Origin of the sequence: Bradyrhizobium paxllaeri (assembly GCF_001693515.2) — a bacterium.
GTDB classification, from domain to species: domain Bacteria; phylum Pseudomonadota; class Alphaproteobacteria; order Rhizobiales; family Xanthobacteraceae; genus Bradyrhizobium; species Bradyrhizobium paxllaeri.
Map to the genome: position 1 here is coordinate 3,019,874 of NZ_CP042968.1, position 16,827 is coordinate 3,036,700.

General features: G+C 63.5%; 19 protein-coding genes. 13 read left to right on the plus strand and 6 right to left on the minus strand.

The genetic code is table 11. From position 1 onward, the window contains the following. Positions 1 to 57: 57 nt before the first annotated feature. The 4 genes from rplQ (at position 58) to LMTR21_RS14215 (ending at position 2,162) form a co-directional block, all read left to right on the plus strand. Entirely contained in the window at positions 58 to 474 is a 417-nt protein-coding gene (rplQ, locus tag LMTR21_RS14200) for a 50S ribosomal protein L17 (RefSeq protein ID WP_057834261.1), read from the plus strand. 137 nt (positions 475 to 611) lie between these two features. Next, complete coding sequence (locus LMTR21_RS14205; protein WP_065750125.1) at positions 612 to 1,412, plus strand: SDR family NAD(P)-dependent oxidoreductase; 801 nt, start codon at positions 612 to 614, stop codon at positions 1,410 to 1,412. Positions 1,413 to 1,419: 7 nt separating this feature from the next. Further along, positions 1,420 to 1,716, plus strand: a complete 297-nt coding sequence (locus LMTR21_RS14210) for a DUF1330 domain-containing protein (RefSeq protein WP_065750126.1) — start codon at positions 1,420 to 1,422, stop codon at positions 1,714 to 1,716. 95 nt (positions 1,717 to 1,811) lie between these two features. Beyond that, complete coding sequence (locus tag LMTR21_RS14215; protein WP_065750127.1) at positions 1,812 to 2,162, plus strand: DUF1236 domain-containing protein; 351 nt, start codon at positions 1,812 to 1,814, stop codon at positions 2,160 to 2,162. A 62-nt stretch (positions 2,163 to 2,224) separates the two neighbouring features. On the opposite strand, the gene LMTR21_RS14220 is transcribed toward LMTR21_RS14215, so the two are convergent. The 4 genes from LMTR21_RS14220 to LMTR21_RS14235 all read right to left on the minus strand — a co-directional run bounded on the left by LMTR21_RS14220 (position 2,225) and on the right by LMTR21_RS14235 (position 6,534). After that, a complete protein-coding gene (locus LMTR21_RS14220) occupies positions 2,225 to 2,617 on the minus strand; it encodes a hypothetical protein (protein ID WP_084030348.1) in 393 nt (130 codons plus the stop codon). Between the two features lie 297 nt (positions 2,618 to 2,914). Then, positions 2,915 to 4,408, minus strand: coding sequence for an amidase (locus LMTR21_RS14225; protein ID WP_065750129.1), 1,494 nt, complete (start codon positions 4,406 to 4,408; stop codon positions 2,915 to 2,917). A 7-nt stretch (positions 4,409 to 4,415) separates the two neighbouring features. Next, positions 4,416 to 5,393, minus strand: coding sequence for a Bug family tripartite tricarboxylate transporter substrate binding protein (locus LMTR21_RS14230; RefSeq protein WP_065750130.1), 978 nt, complete (start codon positions 5,391 to 5,393; stop codon positions 4,416 to 4,418). Positions 5,394 to 5,520: 127 nt separating this feature from the next. Next, positions 5,521 to 6,534 carry a zinc-binding alcohol dehydrogenase family protein gene (locus LMTR21_RS14235; RefSeq protein WP_065750131.1) on the minus strand — a complete coding sequence of 338 codons (1,014 nt, stop codon included), beginning with the start codon at positions 6,532 to 6,534 and terminating at the stop codon, positions 5,521 to 5,523. Positions 6,535 to 6,662: 128 nt separating this feature from the next. Between LMTR21_RS14235 and LMTR21_RS14240 the strand changes: the two genes are divergently transcribed. From LMTR21_RS14240 to LMTR21_RS14255, 4 genes are all read left to right on the plus strand, one after another. Then, positions 6,663 to 7,040 (plus strand): winged helix-turn-helix transcriptional regulator, encoded by a 378-nt coding sequence (locus LMTR21_RS14240; protein WP_065750132.1) that lies wholly within the window; start codon positions 6,663 to 6,665, stop codon positions 7,038 to 7,040. 82 nt (positions 7,041 to 7,122) lie between these two features. Beyond that, positions 7,123 to 8,517 (plus strand): DegQ family serine endoprotease, encoded by a 1,395-nt coding sequence (locus tag LMTR21_RS14245; RefSeq protein WP_065750133.1) that lies wholly within the window; start codon positions 7,123 to 7,125, stop codon positions 8,515 to 8,517. Further along, on the plus strand, positions 8,514 to 9,851 hold the full coding sequence (locus tag LMTR21_RS14250; protein WP_065750134.1) for a replication-associated recombination protein A: 1,338 nt from the start codon (positions 8,514 to 8,516) through the stop codon (positions 9,849 to 9,851). The genes LMTR21_RS14245 and LMTR21_RS14250 overlap by 4 nt, the downstream gene beginning before the upstream one ends. After that, on the plus strand, positions 9,848 to 10,564 hold the full coding sequence (locus LMTR21_RS14255) for a tetratricopeptide repeat protein (RefSeq protein ID WP_065750135.1): 717 nt from the start codon (positions 9,848 to 9,850) through the stop codon (positions 10,562 to 10,564). The genes LMTR21_RS14250 and LMTR21_RS14255 overlap by 4 nt, the downstream gene beginning before the upstream one ends. Positions 10,565 to 10,608: 44 nt before the next feature. Here LMTR21_RS14255 and LMTR21_RS14260 read toward each other — a convergent pair whose 3' ends face one another. Together LMTR21_RS14260 and LMTR21_RS14265 are read right to left on the minus strand one after the other, a co-directional pair. After that, a complete protein-coding gene (locus LMTR21_RS14260; RefSeq protein WP_065750136.1) occupies positions 10,609 to 11,409 on the minus strand; it encodes an LON peptidase substrate-binding domain-containing protein in 801 nt (266 codons plus the stop codon). A 214-nt stretch (positions 11,410 to 11,623) separates the two neighbouring features. Then, entirely contained in the window at positions 11,624 to 12,568 is a 945-nt protein-coding gene (locus LMTR21_RS14265) for an alpha/beta hydrolase (protein WP_065750137.1), read from the minus strand. A 132-nt stretch (positions 12,569 to 12,700) separates the two neighbouring features. Between LMTR21_RS14265 and LMTR21_RS14270 the strand changes: the two genes are divergently transcribed. The 5 genes from LMTR21_RS14270 (at position 12,701) to LMTR21_RS14290 (ending at position 16,808) form a co-directional block, all read left to right on the plus strand. Beyond that, positions 12,701 to 12,985 (plus strand): type II toxin-antitoxin system RelE/ParE family toxin, encoded by a 285-nt coding sequence (locus LMTR21_RS14270; RefSeq protein WP_065750138.1) that lies wholly within the window; start codon positions 12,701 to 12,703, stop codon positions 12,983 to 12,985. Positions 12,986 to 12,997: 12 nt separating this feature from the next. After that, the gene (locus tag LMTR21_RS14275; protein ID WP_065750139.1) at positions 12,998 to 13,309 is read left to right on the plus strand and encodes a HigA family addiction module antitoxin; all 312 of its coding nucleotides are present in this window, start codon (positions 12,998 to 13,000) and stop codon (positions 13,307 to 13,309) included. A 7-nt stretch (positions 13,310 to 13,316) separates the two neighbouring features. Beyond that, complete coding sequence (locus LMTR21_RS14280; RefSeq protein WP_065750140.1) at positions 13,317 to 14,519, plus strand: RluA family pseudouridine synthase; 1,203 nt, start codon at positions 13,317 to 13,319, stop codon at positions 14,517 to 14,519. A 101-nt stretch (positions 14,520 to 14,620) separates the two neighbouring features. Beyond that, on the plus strand, positions 14,621 to 15,838 hold the full coding sequence (locus LMTR21_RS14285) for an amidohydrolase family protein (RefSeq protein ID WP_141688032.1): 1,218 nt from the start codon (positions 14,621 to 14,623) through the stop codon (positions 15,836 to 15,838). A 196-nt stretch (positions 15,839 to 16,034) separates the two neighbouring features. Further along, positions 16,035 to 16,808, plus strand: a complete 774-nt coding sequence (locus LMTR21_RS14290; protein ID WP_065750141.1) for an ATP12 family chaperone protein — start codon at positions 16,035 to 16,037, stop codon at positions 16,806 to 16,808. Positions 16,809 to 16,827: the final 19 nt, after the last annotated feature.

Here is a 16,827-nt window from a genome sequence, read left to right on the forward strand (position 1 = left end):
ACCTGAGCAACAAGTCCGACGAACCGTCGCGACGAAGACAAGACAAGGAATAGTTCAATGCGTCACGGCAAGGTTCATCGCAAGCTCAACCGCACCGCCGAGCATCGCCGCGCGATGTTCGCCAACATGTGTGCCGCGCTGATCAAGCACGAGCAGATCGTCACCACGCTGCCGAAGGCCAAGGAATTGCGTCCGATCGTCGAGAAGCTCGTCACCCTCGGCAAGAAGGGCGGGCTGGCGCTGCGCCGCCAGGCGATCTCCGAGATGCGCGACAAGGACCAGGTCAAGAAGCTGTTCGATGTGCTGGCGCCTCGCTACAAGGACCGCCAGGGCGGCTACACCCGCATCATCAAGGCCGGCTTCCGCTACGGCGACAACGCCCCGATGGCCGTGATCGAATTCGTCGACCGCGACGTCGACGCCAAGGGCCAGGACTCCGGCCCGGTGCAGGAAAAGGAAGCCGAAGCGGCGTAAGCTGTTCCGGATTGGTTGTTAGAAAGCGGCGCCCCTCCGGGCGCCGCTTTTTATTTGCGCATCTGACGCGCGCTGGCTGCAATTGTGGTCGTACCCGCCGCTTCCGATATCGCTGTCATCAACGATGGAGATGGCGGATGAAAATCGATCTTTCGGGCATGACGGCGCTGGTGACTGGCTCTACCTCCGGTATCGGCCACGCAATTGCCAAAGGCCTCGTTGCTGCAGGCGCGGACGTGGTGATCAATGGCCGAACGCAAGCCAAGGTCGACGCCGTGGCCGCCGCGCTCGGCAAGACTGCCGATAAGGCCGGCGGCAAGGTACGCGGTGTTGCCGCTGATGTCTCGACGGCTGCGGGATGCACGGCCTTGGTTGCGGCGCTACCTGATGTGGACATTCTCATCAATAACACCGGTATCTTCGAGCCCAAGCCGTTCTTCGATATTCCGGATGAGGACTGGAGCCGTTTTTTTGATGTCAACGTGATGTCCGGCATCCGTTTGTCGCGCGCCTACATGCAGGGCATGCTGAAGCGCAATTGGGGCCGTATCGTTTTCATCGCCTCGGAGTCGGCGCTGATGATTCCAAAGGAGATGATCCATTACGGCATGACCAAAACGGCGCAACTCGCCGTTTCGCGCGGCCTTGCCGAATTGACCCGGGGTACCGCTGTTACCGTCAATTCAGTGATGCCGGGGCCGACCATGTCCGAGGGCGTTGAGACTTTCGTCGCCGATCTCGCCAGACAGAACGGCCAGTCCGAGCAGGATGCAGCCGCGCAGTTCATCAAGCAGCATCGTCCCGGATCGCTGATCCAGTGCTTTGCCAGCGTCGAGGAGATCGCCAATATGGTGATCTACGTCAGTTCGAAAGAGGCTTCCGCGACTAACGGCGCCGCGCTGCGGGCAGAAGGCGGACTGATTCAGACCATCGCGTGAGGTGACAATGTCGGCCTATGTCATTTCCGAAGTCGATGTGCGTGACGCGACGGGCTTCGAGTCCTATTGCACCATCGCGGCCGAAACGATTGCGAAATATGACGGCCGCTATCTGGTGCGCGGCGGCGCGGCAAGTGTTGTCGAAGGCGGTCCTCTGCCGAAAGCCATCATCATCGTCGAGTTTCCGACGATGGAACGTTTGCGCGAATGGTACGCTTCGCCCGAATACGCCGAAGCGCTGAAGGTCCGTGAGAACGCGCTGGATCGGCGGCTGATCTTGGTCGAAGGCGTTGCGCCGATGTAGCAGCAACGGCGCGAAAGCAGCCTTGCAGAAGGAACAACAGCTTTCAGAAACGGTTTTTCCCGCAGCCGCGCTGATGCGGTTTGAGGAGGAACTAGATGAAGAAGTTGTTCATACTTGCGGCGGCAGCGTCGCTGGTTGCGACGATGGCCACCGCGCAAACCACCGTAGTCACTCCTGGAACGACCACGGGTGCTGCGGGCGCCACGATTCAGATCGAGCCGGAGTATCGCACCCGGATCAAGAGTTACGTCACCGAGCACAAGATCCGTCCGGTCGAGACGCGGGAAAGGATTGTGGTTGGCGCCAAGGTGCCGACCGACGTCGAACTTACGGCGGTGCCTTCCGATTGGGGTCCGTCCGTGACGAAGTATCGCTACGTCTATTCCGGCAACCGCGTGATGCTGGTCGATCCGGGTAGTCGCACCGTGGTGCATGAGATCGACTGAGGTGGCTCACGTCGCTCCATGCAAAAAGGGCCGCCTATGAGGCGGCCCTTTTCATTGCAGGATCACCAGCGGCGCCAGTAACCGCCGCGGTAATATCGCGGACCATAGAATCGTGGACCGCCATAGTAGGCGTATGCCGGACGATACACGCGGCGAACATAGGGACCGCCATAGTAGCCGCCGTAATATCCGCCATAGTAGGCCGGCGCATAACCGCCGTAATAACCATACCCGCCGTAGTAGCCGGGGTACCCGCCGTAATATCCGTAACCCGGACCATAGGCGTAGGCGTTCGACGCCAGTCCGCCGATCACCGCGCCCGCAATCAATCCGCCAGCCACGGCCCCGCCCCAGCCCCAGCCGCCTCCGCGCCAAGCATGCGCCGGTGACGGCGCCGCGACCGCTGTCAGGCCAAGGGTTGCCGCGACAGCCAGAACCATTGGTGCCTTTCTCATCGACTCCTCCTTACATAACCAGCCAGGCAAACTTTCCACATAACTGGAGACTCGCTAAACACTTTCGAGTGAAGTTTGTTGCTTTAGGTCAAGCTTCCGAACGGCTCCGCGCCGGATTTAATTTTGATGAACGGGCGTTCAGGAGGCCGTTTCGACGGAAGTCGTAGCCGGAGTGGCGCCATTTCTTCCGATCGGGAACCATTGTCGTCGCGGGCAGGCGCGCGAAGCGGCTATCGCTTCGCGGCGGCCGGGCTTCTTGCGGGTGCCGAATTACCCTCGCCGCGAATGAGTGTGACCTCAGTCGAAATCCAGAAAACCCGGCCGGGACGAGATCGGCGGCTGACGGCGCAGCCATTCGAGATCGGGGACGGGACGGGCCGTCTCCGGATTGGCGCCAAGCAGGGCCTCGATGCCGCGGGCAACCGCAAGCGTCGCGGCATCGCCGCCGCGCGGGCCGATGATCTGGATGCCGAACGGCAATCCGGCGCCATCGCGGCCGGCCGGTATCGCCACCACCGGATGTCCGGCATTGGTCGCGGCATAGGCCATCGCCAGCCAGTGGAAATAGCTCTTCGTCGGCGTGCCGTCGATCATGGCCGGGTAGAGCTCCGACCATGGCCGCGGGCTGATGGTGACCGCAGGCGCAACGACAAAATCGTGTTCGCCGAAGAATTGCTGCCAGCTTCGATAGAGCGCGGTCTGCAACGACAGCGCACGCGCGACGTCGAGAGCGGAGTAGCCGAGTCCCTCGGCGACGTTGTCGCGGATATTGGGGCCGACCTTGTCAGGATATTTTTCCGCTAGCTCGCGGTGACGGCCGAGGAATGCGACGGCGCGCAGGACCCGGAACACTTCGTCGGCATGGGTGCAGTCGGGATGAGTCCATTCGACGCTGCGGAAGGCCGATCCGAATGTCGCTAGCTTGTTCTTGAACGTCTCGGCGATAGCGCGCTCCGTCGGCGCGAATCCGAAATCCGTCGTCGCCGCGATGCGCAAGGTGGCGAGATCGATGTCAGGCGGATGGCGATAGGCCTCGCTCACAGGCGTTCCGCCGGCATGAAGGATCGCCGACAACGGATCGCGCGCGTCGCGATCCAGCATGTAGGAAAGCATCAGGCAGGCGTCGGATACGTTTCGCGCCATCGGCCCGAGCTGCGAGATCTGCAGCCACGCCATGTTGCGGCTGTTGCTGGCGATCAGCCCGGGCGAGGGGCGGAATCCGACGACACCGCAAAAGGCGGCGGGATTCCTGACCGAGCCGCCGGTGTCCGAACCGGTCGCCAGCGGCACCATGCCTGTGGCAAGCGCGACCGCTGATCCACCGGACGAGCCGGCGGCGGAGCGCTCGGGATCGAACGGATTGCCGGTGGCGCCATGAAGCGCGTTGCGGGTGTTGCCGCCTGCGCCCCATTCGGGGACGTTGGTCTTGCCGACGACGATGGCGCCGGCGCGCTTGAGCATCGCGACAACAGCTTCGTCCTCGGCTGCGATGTTGTCGGCGAACAGCACGCTGCCAAAGCTCGTCGGCAGGCCCTTGGCGTCGATCAGGTCCTTGACGGCGAGCGGGAGCCCATGCAGCGGCCCGAGCGCATCGCCGCGCATCACGGCGGCCTCGCTCTCCCGCGCCGCGGCGCGCGCCGTATCGAACGAGCGCGCGATGATCGCGTTGACGGCGGGATCGATCGCCTCGATCCGCCGGATGCAACTGTCCATCAGTTCGACCGGCGAAAGCTTGCGCTCGCCGATCAGCGCCCGCGCCGTTACCGCGGGCAGATCGCACGGCTCGGTCATGTCAGGATTACTCTTCCTTGATCCCGCCCTTGAGGGCCAGTTCTTTCATCTCCGCCGTTTCCTTGGCGATGAATCCCGGCCAGTCCGGATAGCGCTTGAAGCCGGGTTCGTAGCCAACCTTCTTGAAACGCTCGATCACCGACGGACTTGCGATCGCTTCTTCCAGCACCGAGGCCAGCCGGTCGCGAACGGCCGGCGGAATTCCCTTGGGCGCCACCACGGTGCCCCAGGAGACGAGGTCGATTTTGGGATAGCCGAGTTCGGCAAGCGTCGGAACCTCGGGCAGAAACGGCGAGCGCTTGGCGGAGAACACCGCGAGCGGCCGGACCGTGCCGGCTTCGAGCTGCGGCCTGATCGCGATCACGGTGTCGACGTGATACTCGATGTGCTTGCCCATCAGGTCGTTCATCGCCGGCGCGCTGCCCTTGTAGGGCAAATGCACCATCTTGATGCCGGCGCTCGATTTGAACAGCTCGCCGGCAAAATGCGAAATGGTCGCGACCCCGAAGGAGGCCAGCGACAGCTTGTCGGGATTGGCCTTGGCGGCGGCGACCAGCGCCGCGACGTCCTTGATCGGATTGTCGCGATGGGTAACCAGCACCATGGTCAATGTGCCGGTCTGGGCGATCGGCTCGAAGTCCTTCGCGCTGTCGTAAGGCACGTTCTCCTTCACCGCATTCTGCAGGGTGAAGGTCGAATTCGAGCTGGAGAACAGGGTGTATCCGTCGGGCGCCGCGCTGGCGGCTTCCTTGGCGGCGATCGTGGTGCCGCCACCGGGGCGGTTGAGCACGATCACCGGCTTGCCCAAGCGCGACTCGAGTTCGCCGGCAATGATGCGCCCGACGACATCGGAGGCGCCGCCCGCCGGGAAGGGCACGATCAACTGCAGCGGCTTTTCGGGGTAGCTGCCTTGTGCGGCCGATATCGACGGGCAACCCGCCACACCGGCCGTCGCGAGCGCGGCCGCCAGAAACATCCGTACCATTCGAAACAGGCCTCCTGTCTTCCTTAACCCCGGCAATTCGCGCCGGGGTTTTAGGCGACAGCCGTCCCGGATCGATGGAATAGCGTCCCTTGAATCGACGTCCCGATCAACCCTGTTTGTTAGGCCGTTACCAGCCCTCCAGCACGATCTTGCCGCGGGACTTGCCGCTTTCCAAAAGCGCATGCGCACGCTTGAGGTTAGCCGCGTTGATGGTGCCAAAGGTCTGGTCGAGCGTGGTCCGGAGCACGCCCTTGTCGAGCAGGTCTGCCACGTCGTTGAGCAGGTAATGCTGCGCGATCATGTCCGCAGTCTGGAACGAGGAGCGCGTGAACATCGATTCCCAGTGCACCGAGATCGCCTTGCCCTTGAAGGTGCTCATCGTGAATTCCGGGGGATCATCGATCAGGCCGAACTTGCCCTGCGGCGCCATGAAGTCCGCGATCGCCTTGTAGTGCTGGTCGGTGAAGGTCAGGCTGGCGACGAGGCCGACCGGCGGCAGTTTCAGCTTCTCGATCTGCTCCTTCATCGGCTTGCCATGATCGATCACGGCATGCGCGCCGAGGTCGAGGCACCATTTTTGCGATTCCGGCCGCGTGGCGGTGGCGACGACCGTAAGGCCGGTGAGGCGGCGCGCGAGCTGGATCAGGATCGAGCCGACGCCACCGGCGCCGCCGGTGATCAGGAGCGTACGCGCATCGAGGCTCTTGCCAGGTACGGCGCCAAGCCGATCGAACAGCAATTCCCACGCAGTGATCGAAGTCAGCGGCAGTGCTGCGGCCTGCGCGAACGACAGCGATTTCGGCTTGTTGCCGGCGATCCGCTCGTCGACCAGGTGAAATTCCGCGTTGGTGCCCTGGCGCAGGATCGAGCCGGCGTAGAACACTTCGTCGCCCGGCTTGAAGAGGGAGACATCCGGCCCGACGGCATCGACGATGCCGGCGGCGTCATAGCCGAGGATTTTGGTCTCGCCCTCGGGCGGGGCGGCGCGCTTGCGGACCTTGTAATCGACCGGGTTGGCGGAGATCGCCTTGACCGCGACCCTGATGTCGCGGCCCTTCGGTTCCGGCTTGGCGGCGTCAAAGTCGAACAGCGATTGCGCGTCCTCGATGGGGAGCGATTTTTTGTATCCGACGGCCTTCATGTCCGTTTCTCCTGCCTTGCGTGGGGATGGCTGCCTAACTGTCGCGCTGGCATCGGATTGGCAAGTACTGTAAATTCGGGGAACTAGTCCCTGTTTGGATACTATTGGGAAAACTCCCGGAAAATCTCATGAAACGGCGAAATTTTGCCCGGCGGCCGGGCTGCGCGGTAGAAGCCACGCTCGACCTGATCGACGGCAAGTGGAAGGGCGTGATCCTGTTTCATCTCTTGGCCGGCACCCAGCGCTTCGGGGAGTTGCGGCGGCGGATGCCCGGGATTACCCAGCGCATGCTGACCAAGCAGCTTCGGGCGCTTGAGGAGGACAAGCTCGTGATCCGCAAGGTCTATGCCGAGGTGCCGCCGCGAGTCGAATATACGCTGTCCGAGATCGGCGAGAGCCTGCGTCCCGTGATCGAGACGCTCAGGGCATGGGGCGAGGGCCATCAGGAACGACTATCTTGTGGGCCTGCATCCGACAGCGTCAAGGAGCCCGATCGCGCCGCGTAGCTGCCGTTATATGTACCGCTTTATCTTCTCTCGTTGCCGCCCCGCATCTATATGTGTGGCGCTCAGTTCCGGGATTTTCGAGATGAATTTGATCCGCTCTTTCGCCTTGCTGCTGGCTTCAGTGGTCGTTGCAACGCCTGCGCTGGCGCAGGAGAGGCGCGTGCCGTCCTCCGGCGCCGAGCTGCGGCTGTCCTATGCGCCGATCGTGCAGCGCGCGCAGCCGGCGGTGGTGAACGTCTATGCCGCCAAGACCGTGCAGAACCGCAACCCGCTGCTGGACGACCCAGTCTTCCGCCGCTTCTTCGGCGTCCCCGGCATGCAGCCCGAGCAGATGCAGCGCTCGCTGGGGTCGGGCGTGATGGTCGATGCGTCCGGCCTCGTCGTCACCAACAACCACGTCATCGAGGGCGCCGATCAGGTAAAAATCTCGCTCGCCGACAAGCGCGAGTTCGAGGCCGAGATCGTGCTCAAGGACAGCCGCACCGATCTCGCTGTGCTGCGCGTCAAGGACGGCAAGGAGAAATTCGCCACATTGGACTTTGCCAATTCCGATGAGTTGCTGGTCGGCGATGTCGTGCTCGCGATCGGCAATCCCTTCGGCGTCGGTCAGACCGTGACCCACGGCATCGTCTCCGCCTTGGCCCGCACCAAGGTCGGCATCACCGACTACCAGTTCTTCATCCAGACCGATGCTGCGATCAACCCCGGCAATTCCGGCGGCGCGCTGGTCGACATGACCGGCAAGCTGGTCGGCATCAACACCGCGATCTTCTCGCGCTCCGGCGGCTCGCAGGGTATCGGCTTTGCTATCCCTGCCAACATGGTGCGCGTCGTGGTGGCGTCCGCCAAGAGCGGCGGCAAGGCCGTCAAGCGGCCGTGGCTGGGGGCGAAGCTGCAGGCGGTGACGCCTGAAATCGCCGACACGTTGGGACTGAAACTGCCGAACGGCGCCTTGATCGCCAATGTCGCGCCGAACTCTCCGGCCGCGCGCGCCGGGCTGAAGCCGTCGGACCTGATCGTCGCGATCGAGGGGCAGACGATCGACGATCCCAACGCGTTCGACTACCGCTTCGCCACGCGGCAGCTCGGCGGCTCGGCGCAGATCGATGTGCAACGCGCCGGAAAGATCGTCAAGGTCACGGTGCCGCTGGAGACCGCGCCCGACACCAACCGCGACGAAATCGTGCTCACCGGGCGCTCGCCGTTCCAGGGCGCCAAGGTCGCCAACATTTCGCCGGCGGTCGCCGACGAACTGCATCTGGATTCCCAGACCGAGGGCGTGGTGGTGATCGATCTCGCCGATGGCGGCACCGCGGCCAGCGTCGGTTTCCAGAAGGGCGACATCATCCTGGCGGTCAACAACCAGAAGATCGCCAAGACCAGCGATCTCGACAAGGCGTCAAAAGCGTCGTCCAGGCTCTGGCGCATCGTCGTGGTGCGCGGCGGCCAGCAGATCAACGTGACGCTGGGCGGATGAGCCCGAAGCAACCCCGCGAGGCTGCCAATCTCTTTGCCGCGGCAGGGATGGAAGAGGACGCGCCGCGTCCGCTTCCCGACCGGCTGCGGCCGCGTTCGCTCGCCGATGTCGTCGGCCAGGATCACATCCTCGGTCCCGACGGCGCGCTGACGCGAATGCTGGAGACGCGCACGCTGGGTTCGCTGGTGTTCTGGGGACCGCCCGGCACCGGCAAGACCACGGTGGCGCGGCTCTTGGCCGATGCCACCGAACTGCATTTCGAGCAGATTTCAGCGGTGTTCTCCGGCGTCGCCGACCTGAAAAAAGTGTTCGACGCAGCGCGCGCCCGGCGCGAGATGGGCAAGGGCACGCTGCTGTTCGTCGACGAGGTGCACAGATTCAATCGCGCGCAGCAGGATTCGTTTCTGCCCGTGATGGAAGACGGCACCGTCGTGCTGGTCGGCGCCACCACGGAAAATCCCTCGTTCGAGCTCAACGCCGCGTTACTCTCGCGCGCGCGCGTCCTGGTGTTTCACTCGCTCGACGCCGCCGCGATCGAAAAGCTCTTTGCGCATGCCGAGAAGGTCGAGGGCAAAAAACTGCCGCTCGACGCGGAAGCGCGCGCTGTGCTGGTGCGGATGGCCGATGGCGATGGCCGCGCCTCGCTGACGCTGGTCGAAGAGGTCTGGCGCGCCGCGCGCAAGGACGAAATCTTCAACGCCGCGCAGTTGCAGGAAATCCTGCAGCGCCGCGCGCCGATCTACGACAAATCCGCCGACGGCCATTACAACCTGATTTCGGCGCTGCATAAGTCGGTCCGCGGCTCCGATCCCGATGCGGCGCTATATTACCTCGCGCGCATGCTGGACGCCGGCGAGGATCCGCTGTTTCTGGCGCGGCGCGTCGTGCGGATGGCGGTCGAGGATATCGGGCTTGCCGACCCGCAGGCGCTGGTGATCTGCAACGCCGCCAAGGATGCCTTCGACTTCCTCGGTCATCCCGAGGGCGAGCTCGCGATCGCGCAGGCCGTGATCTATCTCGCCACCGCGCCGAAATCGAACGCCGCCTACAAGGCCTTTGGCGCGGCGATGCGGACGGCGAAGGAGGGCGGCTCGCTGCTGCCGCCAAAACACATTCTGAATTCGCCGACCAAGCTGATGAAGTCGGAAGGCTATGGCTCCGGCTACGAATATGATCATGACGCGCCGGACGCGTTTTCGGGGCAGGACTATTTCCCGGAAGCGCTGGGACGGCAGACGTTTTACGATCCACCCGATCGCGGTTTCGAGCGTGAGATCCGCAAGCGGCTGGATTACTGGGCGAAGTTGCGTAGGGAGCGGGACAGGCGCGAATGAACGGGTTCGAGAAGTACTTCAGGCGGACGATCGGCGCCGTCGCATGCGTGATGATGCTGGCGTTGCCGCATACCGCGGTCGCGGAGACCGTCGAGGTGGCGCCCGGCGTGCAGGTCACCAAGCGAAGCTATACGGCGCCGACCAACGAGCAGCCGTTCTTCGGATTCGCGGCCAAGAACTCGGAAGAGAAAGCCTCTGATGAGAAATTCGTCAGCGCCATCATCGGGGCGACCGGCTCGCGCGAAAAGGCGTTTGAGGAAATCACCATGCGCGGCTGGCGGGCGGTCAACACCGGCAAGATACGCGAGGCCGCGCTGCGGTTTAACCAGGCGTACCTCATTTCACCCGAGCAGAGCGCCGTCTATCACGGCCTTGCGGTGGTCGCTCAGTTTCGCTTCAACAACCTCGATGCCGCGGACGAGCTGTTCAAGATTGCGCTCAAGCAGCCCAATCCGGTGAGGGCGCTGCGGGCCGACTACGGCCGCCTCCTGTTGATCGCCAAGCGCCCGCGGGAGGCGCAGCCCGTGCTGGAGCAGGCGGTCAAGGACTCGCCGGACCTCGGCGATGCCTGGACCAATCTCGCGGTGGCGCGCTTCCAGAATGGCGACGTGGCAGCGGCCTGCGCTGCGGCGGATGAAGCCGGCAAGAAGCGTCCGTCCAACAATTCCGGCAATGATCTCGTCGCGGTGAGAAGCGCCGCGCAGTGCAAATAGTGTTCGTGATGCGAGCGGGGCGCTACGCGCCCCGCTCTGAGCAATCAGTTCGCTTTGGCCGGTGAGTTCTCGCGCATCCAGCCGAGGATGGTCTGGAGCCTTGCGACCACATCTCCGGTTTCCAGGACCTGCTGCATCTTGTCGATTCCGACTTCCATCAGCTGAACCACGACATCGGCGAGCGCGCCCGGTTCGCCGGCGTAACGGTACAGCGACTGCGGCGGCGCGGTATTGGTGAAGCCCTGATACGCCTCAAAGATTTCGCGCGTGAGCATGAACGCTTCTGCGTCCAGGCCGCGCGTCTCTTTGATCGGCGCAACTTCGGCCGCCAGAAAGTCGCCGTCGACCGGCCGCACGATGGCGGTTCGTTCGAAACAGGAAACCTTCACGCGAAGGTCTCCGTGCGGCATCTCGGCGCGATGGATGATCTCGGCGAGGACGCCGACCGAATGAAGCGCGGCGAAGTCCGGGTCATCGTTGTCCGGCCGCTTCTGGGTGACGACCAGAATCCGCCCGCCATTGGCGGCTGCGCTCTCGATCGCACGTCGCGTCTTCTCGCGCCCGACAAAGATCGGCGTAATCAGTTGCGGAAAGAACACGACGTCCCGCATCGGCGCTACCGGAATCACGGTTCCGGCGCTGCGCGATCGGGCCTGCGATTTTGCGGCTTGAACGGAAACAGGTTGGCTCGACTGAATGGCCGCCGACAGCACGTTCCAATCGTGAAAGCCCAGGGTCCTTGCGACCAGTTCGAGGCTTTCGCTGTGGCTGACGGAGATCGATTTGAGTTTCAGCGCCTCGCGCAGCGTTTGCGCCATGGCCTTGGCATCGCGGAAATCACGCATGGGATAACCTCTGCTTCAGGCGAACGAGAATTGCGTCAGATGCTTGCGTTACTGACTCGTTCGCCGGGCAAAGGAGGCCGGGAGCGGCTCGATACGTTCGCCAAACCCAAAGGGTGCAAGCAGCGGGTCGTATCCACCCGATAAAAATATGCACGGTGCCTATAACGCTGTCAACGTGTGTCGTCGCTCTTCACACGCGTTCGAGAGCTATCGGCTATTTGCCCGCTTTAACGAAATCAAGGATTTCATCGGTCAGCCGAGTATCGGCAGTGTTGATCGAATACACTTCCGACATGTGGCTGTGCTGCGGCAGCAGGAGCGTGCGTGCGCATCCGTTGGCGCGTTTGCAACTTGCTTGCTTAGCGCGCTCGAATTGCAGGACAAAGCCCTCGGGGTCCAGTTCGGCGGCGGTCATCATCAGCGGGATGCCGGTGGTTGCCAAACCGGGCAGCGAGGATCGTTCGGCGTAGCGCGCGGGATCGTCGCCGAAATAGGCGCGCTGGGTATCGGCGAGCGGTGCCGCGGTCAGGTCGTAGATGCCCGAGAGCATGATTGCGCCAGCGAGCCCACCGCCTTTCACTTTGTGAAACTCAGGATGCGATACATAGTTTGCGACGTGAACAGCGCCTGCGGAGTGCCCCATCAGATAGATGCGCGCGGGATTGCCGCCGCGCTCGCCGATCTTGTCGGTGACCCACTGAACCGCGGTGGCCATATCCTCAGCGCCGGCCGGCCAGGGCGCTAGTGGCGCGAGTCGGTAGGTGACGTTGACGCCGACAAAGCCGTTCTTTGCCGCCCACAGCATGATGTTGTCGTAGAACGGACTGGTCGGTGTGGTCCGCTTGTTGCCGCCGACGAACGCGCCGCCATGGACGAAGATCAGCACCGGCCGGGGAGGTGCAGCCGTCTCCGGCAGGAAAATATCGAGCAGGTTGCGGTCGGCCGGACCGTATTTGACGTCCCGCTCGACCTTGATACCTTGATAGGGCTCTTTTTCCTGCAGCGGCGCGTAGAGCTCGACGGTCTTCGGTGGGTCGATGACGCGGCCGAGTTCCAGCAGCTTCCAGGCCAGATCCTCCGACATCGGGCTCTGCTGCGCGGAGGCCGTGCTGGCGAGGAGGGCCGCGACCACTGAGAGCGCCAACTTCGAAAAGGTCATCCAAGGCTCCTAGTCTTCCGTATTCGGCCGAATATGGCCGATCTCGGGACCGGCTTGCAGTGATTTCGCTGTGACGGGCAGGCATGATTTACAGTTTACGTAAGTCGTAAATCCTGCTATCGTGGCCGAACGATGATCGTCAGTTATCGGGACAAGCGCACCGAGCGGTTTGCCTCAGGACGCCACGTCAAGGAATTCTCCGGCTTCGCGCGACAGGCCGAGACGCGTCTCGATCGACTGGATGCGGCGACCAGCTTGGCTGATCTGGCGGCGCTGCCCGGCAACCGTCTGGAAGCACTCAGGGGTGACTGTGCCGGACTGTTTTCGATTCGTATCAACGATCAGTGGCGAATTTGCTTCGCCTGGCCGGAAGGATCGTCCGGCCCGATCGAGGTGGAAATTGTGGACTATCACTGAAGGAAGAACGCAATGCCTCGCTCTCCCATTCATCCCGGTGAGCATCTTGCTGAAGAACTGCAGGAGCTCGGAATCACTGCTGCGGAGCTTTCGCGTCAGATCGACGTGCCGGTAAACCGGATTACGGGCATCATTCACGGTCAGCGCGGCATCACCGCCGACACGGCATTACGGCTGGGGCACTGGTTTGGCACCAGCCCGCAATTCTGGATGAATTTGCAGCAGCTCTACGAACTGCGTCTCGCCGAAAACGAAGTTGGCGCGAAGATCGCAGCGTTGCCGCGTCGGGCCGGCCGACCGAACTCGCGACAAGTCCGGAGCTAGATTGCCCATGAGCCGCCGCGTCAAAAGACCCCTCGCAAAATCCCGCGCGCCGGGCGATCGCCCCAAGGGGGCCACGCCCTTTCGCAGCAAGAAGCCCGGTGACAGGCCGCAAGGCAATCGGCCCGGCGGCAAGCCCGCGCGCTTTTCCGAATCTCGCAGGGAGAGGCCGGCGCCGTTCGTGGCGGAGCCCGAGAAGGTCGTCGCCGAAGCGCCGCTGCCCACGAAAGTGCAGACCGTCGTCGTCACCGCCGACGAAAACAACATGCGCGTCGATCGTTTCCTCGAAGCGCGCTTTCCCGGCCTTTCGTTCTCCCATATCCAGCGCATCGTCCGGAAGGGTGAGCTGCGCGTCAACGGCAAGCGGGCGGACAGCAAGGACCGGCTCGAGGAAGGCCAGAGCGTCCGCATTCCGCCGCTGCGGCTCGACGCGCCGAAGGGGGCTGGTCCGCTCTCGGAAGCCGCGACCAAGACGCTGCAGGCGCTCAAGGAGATGACCATCTTCGAGGATGCCGACGTCCTCGTGATCAACAAGCCGGCGGGGCTGGCGGTGCAGGGCGGCTCCGGCATCACGCGCAACGTTGACCAGATGCTGGAGGTGATGCGCGACGCCAAGGGGCAGAAGCCGCGGCTGGTGCACCGGCTGGACCGGGAAACGTCGGGCTGTCTGTTGATCGCAAAGACCCGTTTCGCCGCCACCGCCTTGACCGGCTCGTTCCGCCACCGCTCCGCGCGCAAGATCTACTGGGCGCTGGTGGCGGGCGTGCCGAAGCCGAAGCAGGGCCGCATCTCGACCTATCTCGCCAAGGAGGAGAGCGAGGAGGACAGCATCATGCGCGTCGCCAAGCACGGCGACGAGGGCGCGAGCCACGCGGTGACGTATTATGCCGTGGTCGAGACCTCGGCGCAGAAACTGGCCTGGGTGTCGCTCAAGCCGGTCACTGGCCGAACCCATCAATTGCGCGCCCATATGGCGCATATCGACCATGCCATCGTCGGCGACCCCAAATATTTCAACAAGGAGAACTGGGACCTGCCGGGCGGCCTGCAGAACCGCCTGCATCTGCTCGCGCGGCGCCTCGTGATCCCGCATCCACGCGGCGGCGTGATCGATGTCAGCGCGCCGCTGCCGCCGCACATGCTGCAATCCTGGAATTTGCTGGGATTGGAGCATGACCGGTTCGATCCGATCGAGAACGCGCCGGAGGAATAGCGGGCACGCCGCGCCGGCTGGCGCACAGCAATATCGATCAAAGCAGCGTCGTATCGTTCGTGTAGCTTGTGGGACGCAGTTATTCGGAAAAGGCTTTGCTCATGACCCGCCATTGGCTCGGCGCCGCGCTTCTCTCCTGTGTTCTCGCCGTTCCGCCGGGCGTCGTCGCGCAGGCTCAGACGCTCGTTCTCAAGGGAGGCAGCGTCTACGCCTCGCCGGACGCAACGTCGATTTCCGATTCCGTCATCGTGACATCGGCAGGCGTCATCACGGCCGTCGGACGGGCCGGTGAGGTGCAGATTCCGCCTGATGCGCGCGTGATCGATTGCTCGGGCAAGACCATCGTCGCCGGCTTCTGGAACAGCCATGTCCATTTCACGGAAGCCGTGTGGAGGAATGCCGACACCGCGCCGGCGGCACCGTTGACCGCGCATATGCAGGAGATGCTGACGCGGTGGGGCTTCACCACCGTCTGGAGTCTCGGCTCCAATCCCAGCGACTCGCTGGCGCTGCGCCGCCGCGTCTACGCGGACGAAATCCTGGGTCCCAATATTTTCCTTGTCGGCAGCATTTTCCCCAAAGACGGCCGTCCTGCCTATCTTCCCGACGCGCAGATTCCTGAGGCCGCCACGCCAGAGCGGGCGGCGGAGATGGCGCGGTACTATCTGCAGATCGGCCTGGACGGCATCAAGCTGTTTACCGGCTCCTACAAGGGGGAAGACAAGCCTGTCGTGAACATGGACGCGGCCGTTGCCAAGGCCGCAGTCGATATCGCGCATGTGCAAGGCAAGCCGGTGTTCGCGCACCCCCAGAATACAGCAGGCATCGAGGCCGTGATCGCCGCAGGCGTCGACGTGATGGCGCACACGGTCGCCAGGCAGCCAGGCTATCCTCCGGAGCAACTCGCGCGCTTCAAGCAGCAGGGGATCGCGCTAACGCCGACATTGGCCCTGTTCGCGAAGCTGCCCGTGCCGCCCGAGATCGCCGCGCGCATCGTCGACAACATTGTCGGCCAGCTCAAGAGCTTCTCGGAAAATGGCGGTCCGGTCCTGTTCGGCACCGATATCGGCTTCACCAACTATTACGACACCACGCTCGAATATGCGCTGATGCGCGGCGCGCTGTCGGAACGCCAGATCCTGGCCTCGCTGACCACCAACCCTGCGCATTACTTCAAGGCCGCGAAGAAGGGGCGGGTCGAGAAGGGTTTTGACGCCGACCTCGTGGTGCTTGACGGCGATCCGATCGCTGACGTCGCCAACCTCGCCAAGGTCGCCTATACGATCCGGGCGGGGAAGGTGATCTATCAGAAGCCGTGACGCGCCCTCGGGGGCAACCCTTCGCGAGGGTTCGGTCAAAGGGAACCGGGCCTACAGGCCAAAACGGCCCGCGCCTGCACGTAAACCAACATCACAATTGATTGCCGCAACGGCCTCATCAGCTTTATTTGCATCCACTGTTATCGTATTGTCAGAGCTGAATTATTACCCCATCTCGGCAAGCTGAAATCACGACATGCGTGAACTATTCGATGACGTCGCCGGACATTCGCCGCTTGATCCGCAGGAGTCGGTGCGTCGCGCCACGCGCGCGCCTCAGCGCAAGCGGTTCTACAAGGAAGCCGGCATCGCCGAGACCGATGGCGGCTTTGCTGTCACGCTCGACGGCAAGCCGATCCGCACGCCTTCCGGCCGCCAGGTCGTTGCGCCGACTAGCGCCATCGCCGAGCAGATCGCCGCCGAATGGAACGCGCAGGGCGAGACCATCGATCCCATGACCATGCCGCTGACGCGCTTTGCCAACTCGGTTGGCGAGGTCGCCGATCGCGTCGATGCCGTGGCCGACGATGTCGCAAAATATCTCGGCACGGATTTGCTGTTTTATCGCGCCGGCCATCCCGAGGCGCTGGTCGCCCGCGAAGCGGCGTATTGGGACCCGGTGCTGGCTTGGGCCGCCAATCACCTCGGCGCGCATTTCATCCTGTCCGAAGGCATCGTGCATGTGACGCAGCCGGAGCAGGCGATCAGGGCGGCCCGCGCGGTCTTTCCCAGCGATCCATGGTCGGTGGCGGCGCTGCATGTGGTGACGACGTTGACCGGCTCGGCGCTGCTGGCGTTGGCGCTACAGCGCGGGGCCCTGGATTCCGACGAGGTCTGGGCGGCCGCCCATGTCGATGATGACTGGAACGTCGAGAAATGGGGCGTCGACGAAGAGGTCGCAGCCCGCCGCGCCGCCAGATTCATCGATTTCCGGGCCGCCGTGACCATTTTGGACGCCCTGAAGGCCTGAGCGTCTGCCATCGGTTAAG

Bases quoted from the DNA above. Each gene is read 5' to 3' on its own strand.
- rplQ (WP_057834261.1), top strand. From the start codon at position 58: ATGCGTCACGGCAAGGTTCATCGCAAGCTCAACCGCACCGCCGAGCAT.
- LMTR21_RS14205 (WP_065750125.1), top strand. From the start codon at position 612: ATGAAAATCGATCTTTCGGGCATGACGGCGCTGGTGACTGGCTCTACC.
- LMTR21_RS14210 (WP_065750126.1), top strand. From the start codon at position 1,420: ATGTCGGCCTATGTCATTTCCGAAGTCGATGTGCGTGACGCGACGGGC.
- LMTR21_RS14215 (WP_065750127.1), top strand. From the start codon at position 1,812: ATGAAGAAGTTGTTCATACTTGCGGCGGCAGCGTCGCTGGTTGCGACG.
- LMTR21_RS14220 (WP_084030348.1), bottom strand. From the start codon at position 2,617: ATGAGAAAGGCACCAATGGTTCTGGCTGTCGCGGCAACCCTTGGCCTG.
- LMTR21_RS14225 (WP_065750129.1), bottom strand. From the start codon at position 4,408: ATGACCGAGCCGTGCGATCTGCCCGCGGTAACGGCGCGGGCGCTGATC.
- LMTR21_RS14230 (WP_065750130.1), bottom strand. From the start codon at position 5,393: ATGGTACGGATGTTTCTGGCGGCCGCGCTCGCGACGGCCGGTGTGGCG.
- LMTR21_RS14235 (WP_065750131.1), bottom strand. From the start codon at position 6,534: ATGAAGGCCGTCGGATACAAAAAATCGCTCCCCATCGAGGACGCGCAA.
- LMTR21_RS14240 (WP_065750132.1), top strand. From the start codon at position 6,663: ATGAAACGGCGAAATTTTGCCCGGCGGCCGGGCTGCGCGGTAGAAGCC.
- LMTR21_RS14245 (WP_065750133.1), top strand. From the start codon at position 7,123: ATGAATTTGATCCGCTCTTTCGCCTTGCTGCTGGCTTCAGTGGTCGTT.
- LMTR21_RS14250 (WP_065750134.1), top strand. From the start codon at position 8,514: ATGAGCCCGAAGCAACCCCGCGAGGCTGCCAATCTCTTTGCCGCGGCA.
- LMTR21_RS14255 (WP_065750135.1), top strand. From the start codon at position 9,848: ATGAACGGGTTCGAGAAGTACTTCAGGCGGACGATCGGCGCCGTCGCA.
- LMTR21_RS14260 (WP_065750136.1), bottom strand. From the start codon at position 11,409: ATGCGTGATTTCCGCGATGCCAAGGCCATGGCGCAAACGCTGCGCGAG.
- LMTR21_RS14265 (WP_065750137.1), bottom strand. From the start codon at position 12,568: ATGACCTTTTCGAAGTTGGCGCTCTCAGTGGTCGCGGCCCTCCTCGCC.
- LMTR21_RS14270 (WP_065750138.1), top strand. From the start codon at position 12,701: ATGATCGTCAGTTATCGGGACAAGCGCACCGAGCGGTTTGCCTCAGGA.
- LMTR21_RS14275 (WP_065750139.1), top strand. From the start codon at position 12,998: ATGCCTCGCTCTCCCATTCATCCCGGTGAGCATCTTGCTGAAGAACTG.
- LMTR21_RS14280 (WP_065750140.1), top strand. From the start codon at position 13,317: ATGAGCCGCCGCGTCAAAAGACCCCTCGCAAAATCCCGCGCGCCGGGC.
- LMTR21_RS14285 (WP_141688032.1), top strand. From the start codon at position 14,621: ATGACCCGCCATTGGCTCGGCGCCGCGCTTCTCTCCTGTGTTCTCGCC.
- LMTR21_RS14290 (WP_065750141.1), top strand. From the start codon at position 16,035: ATGCGTGAACTATTCGATGACGTCGCCGGACATTCGCCGCTTGATCCG.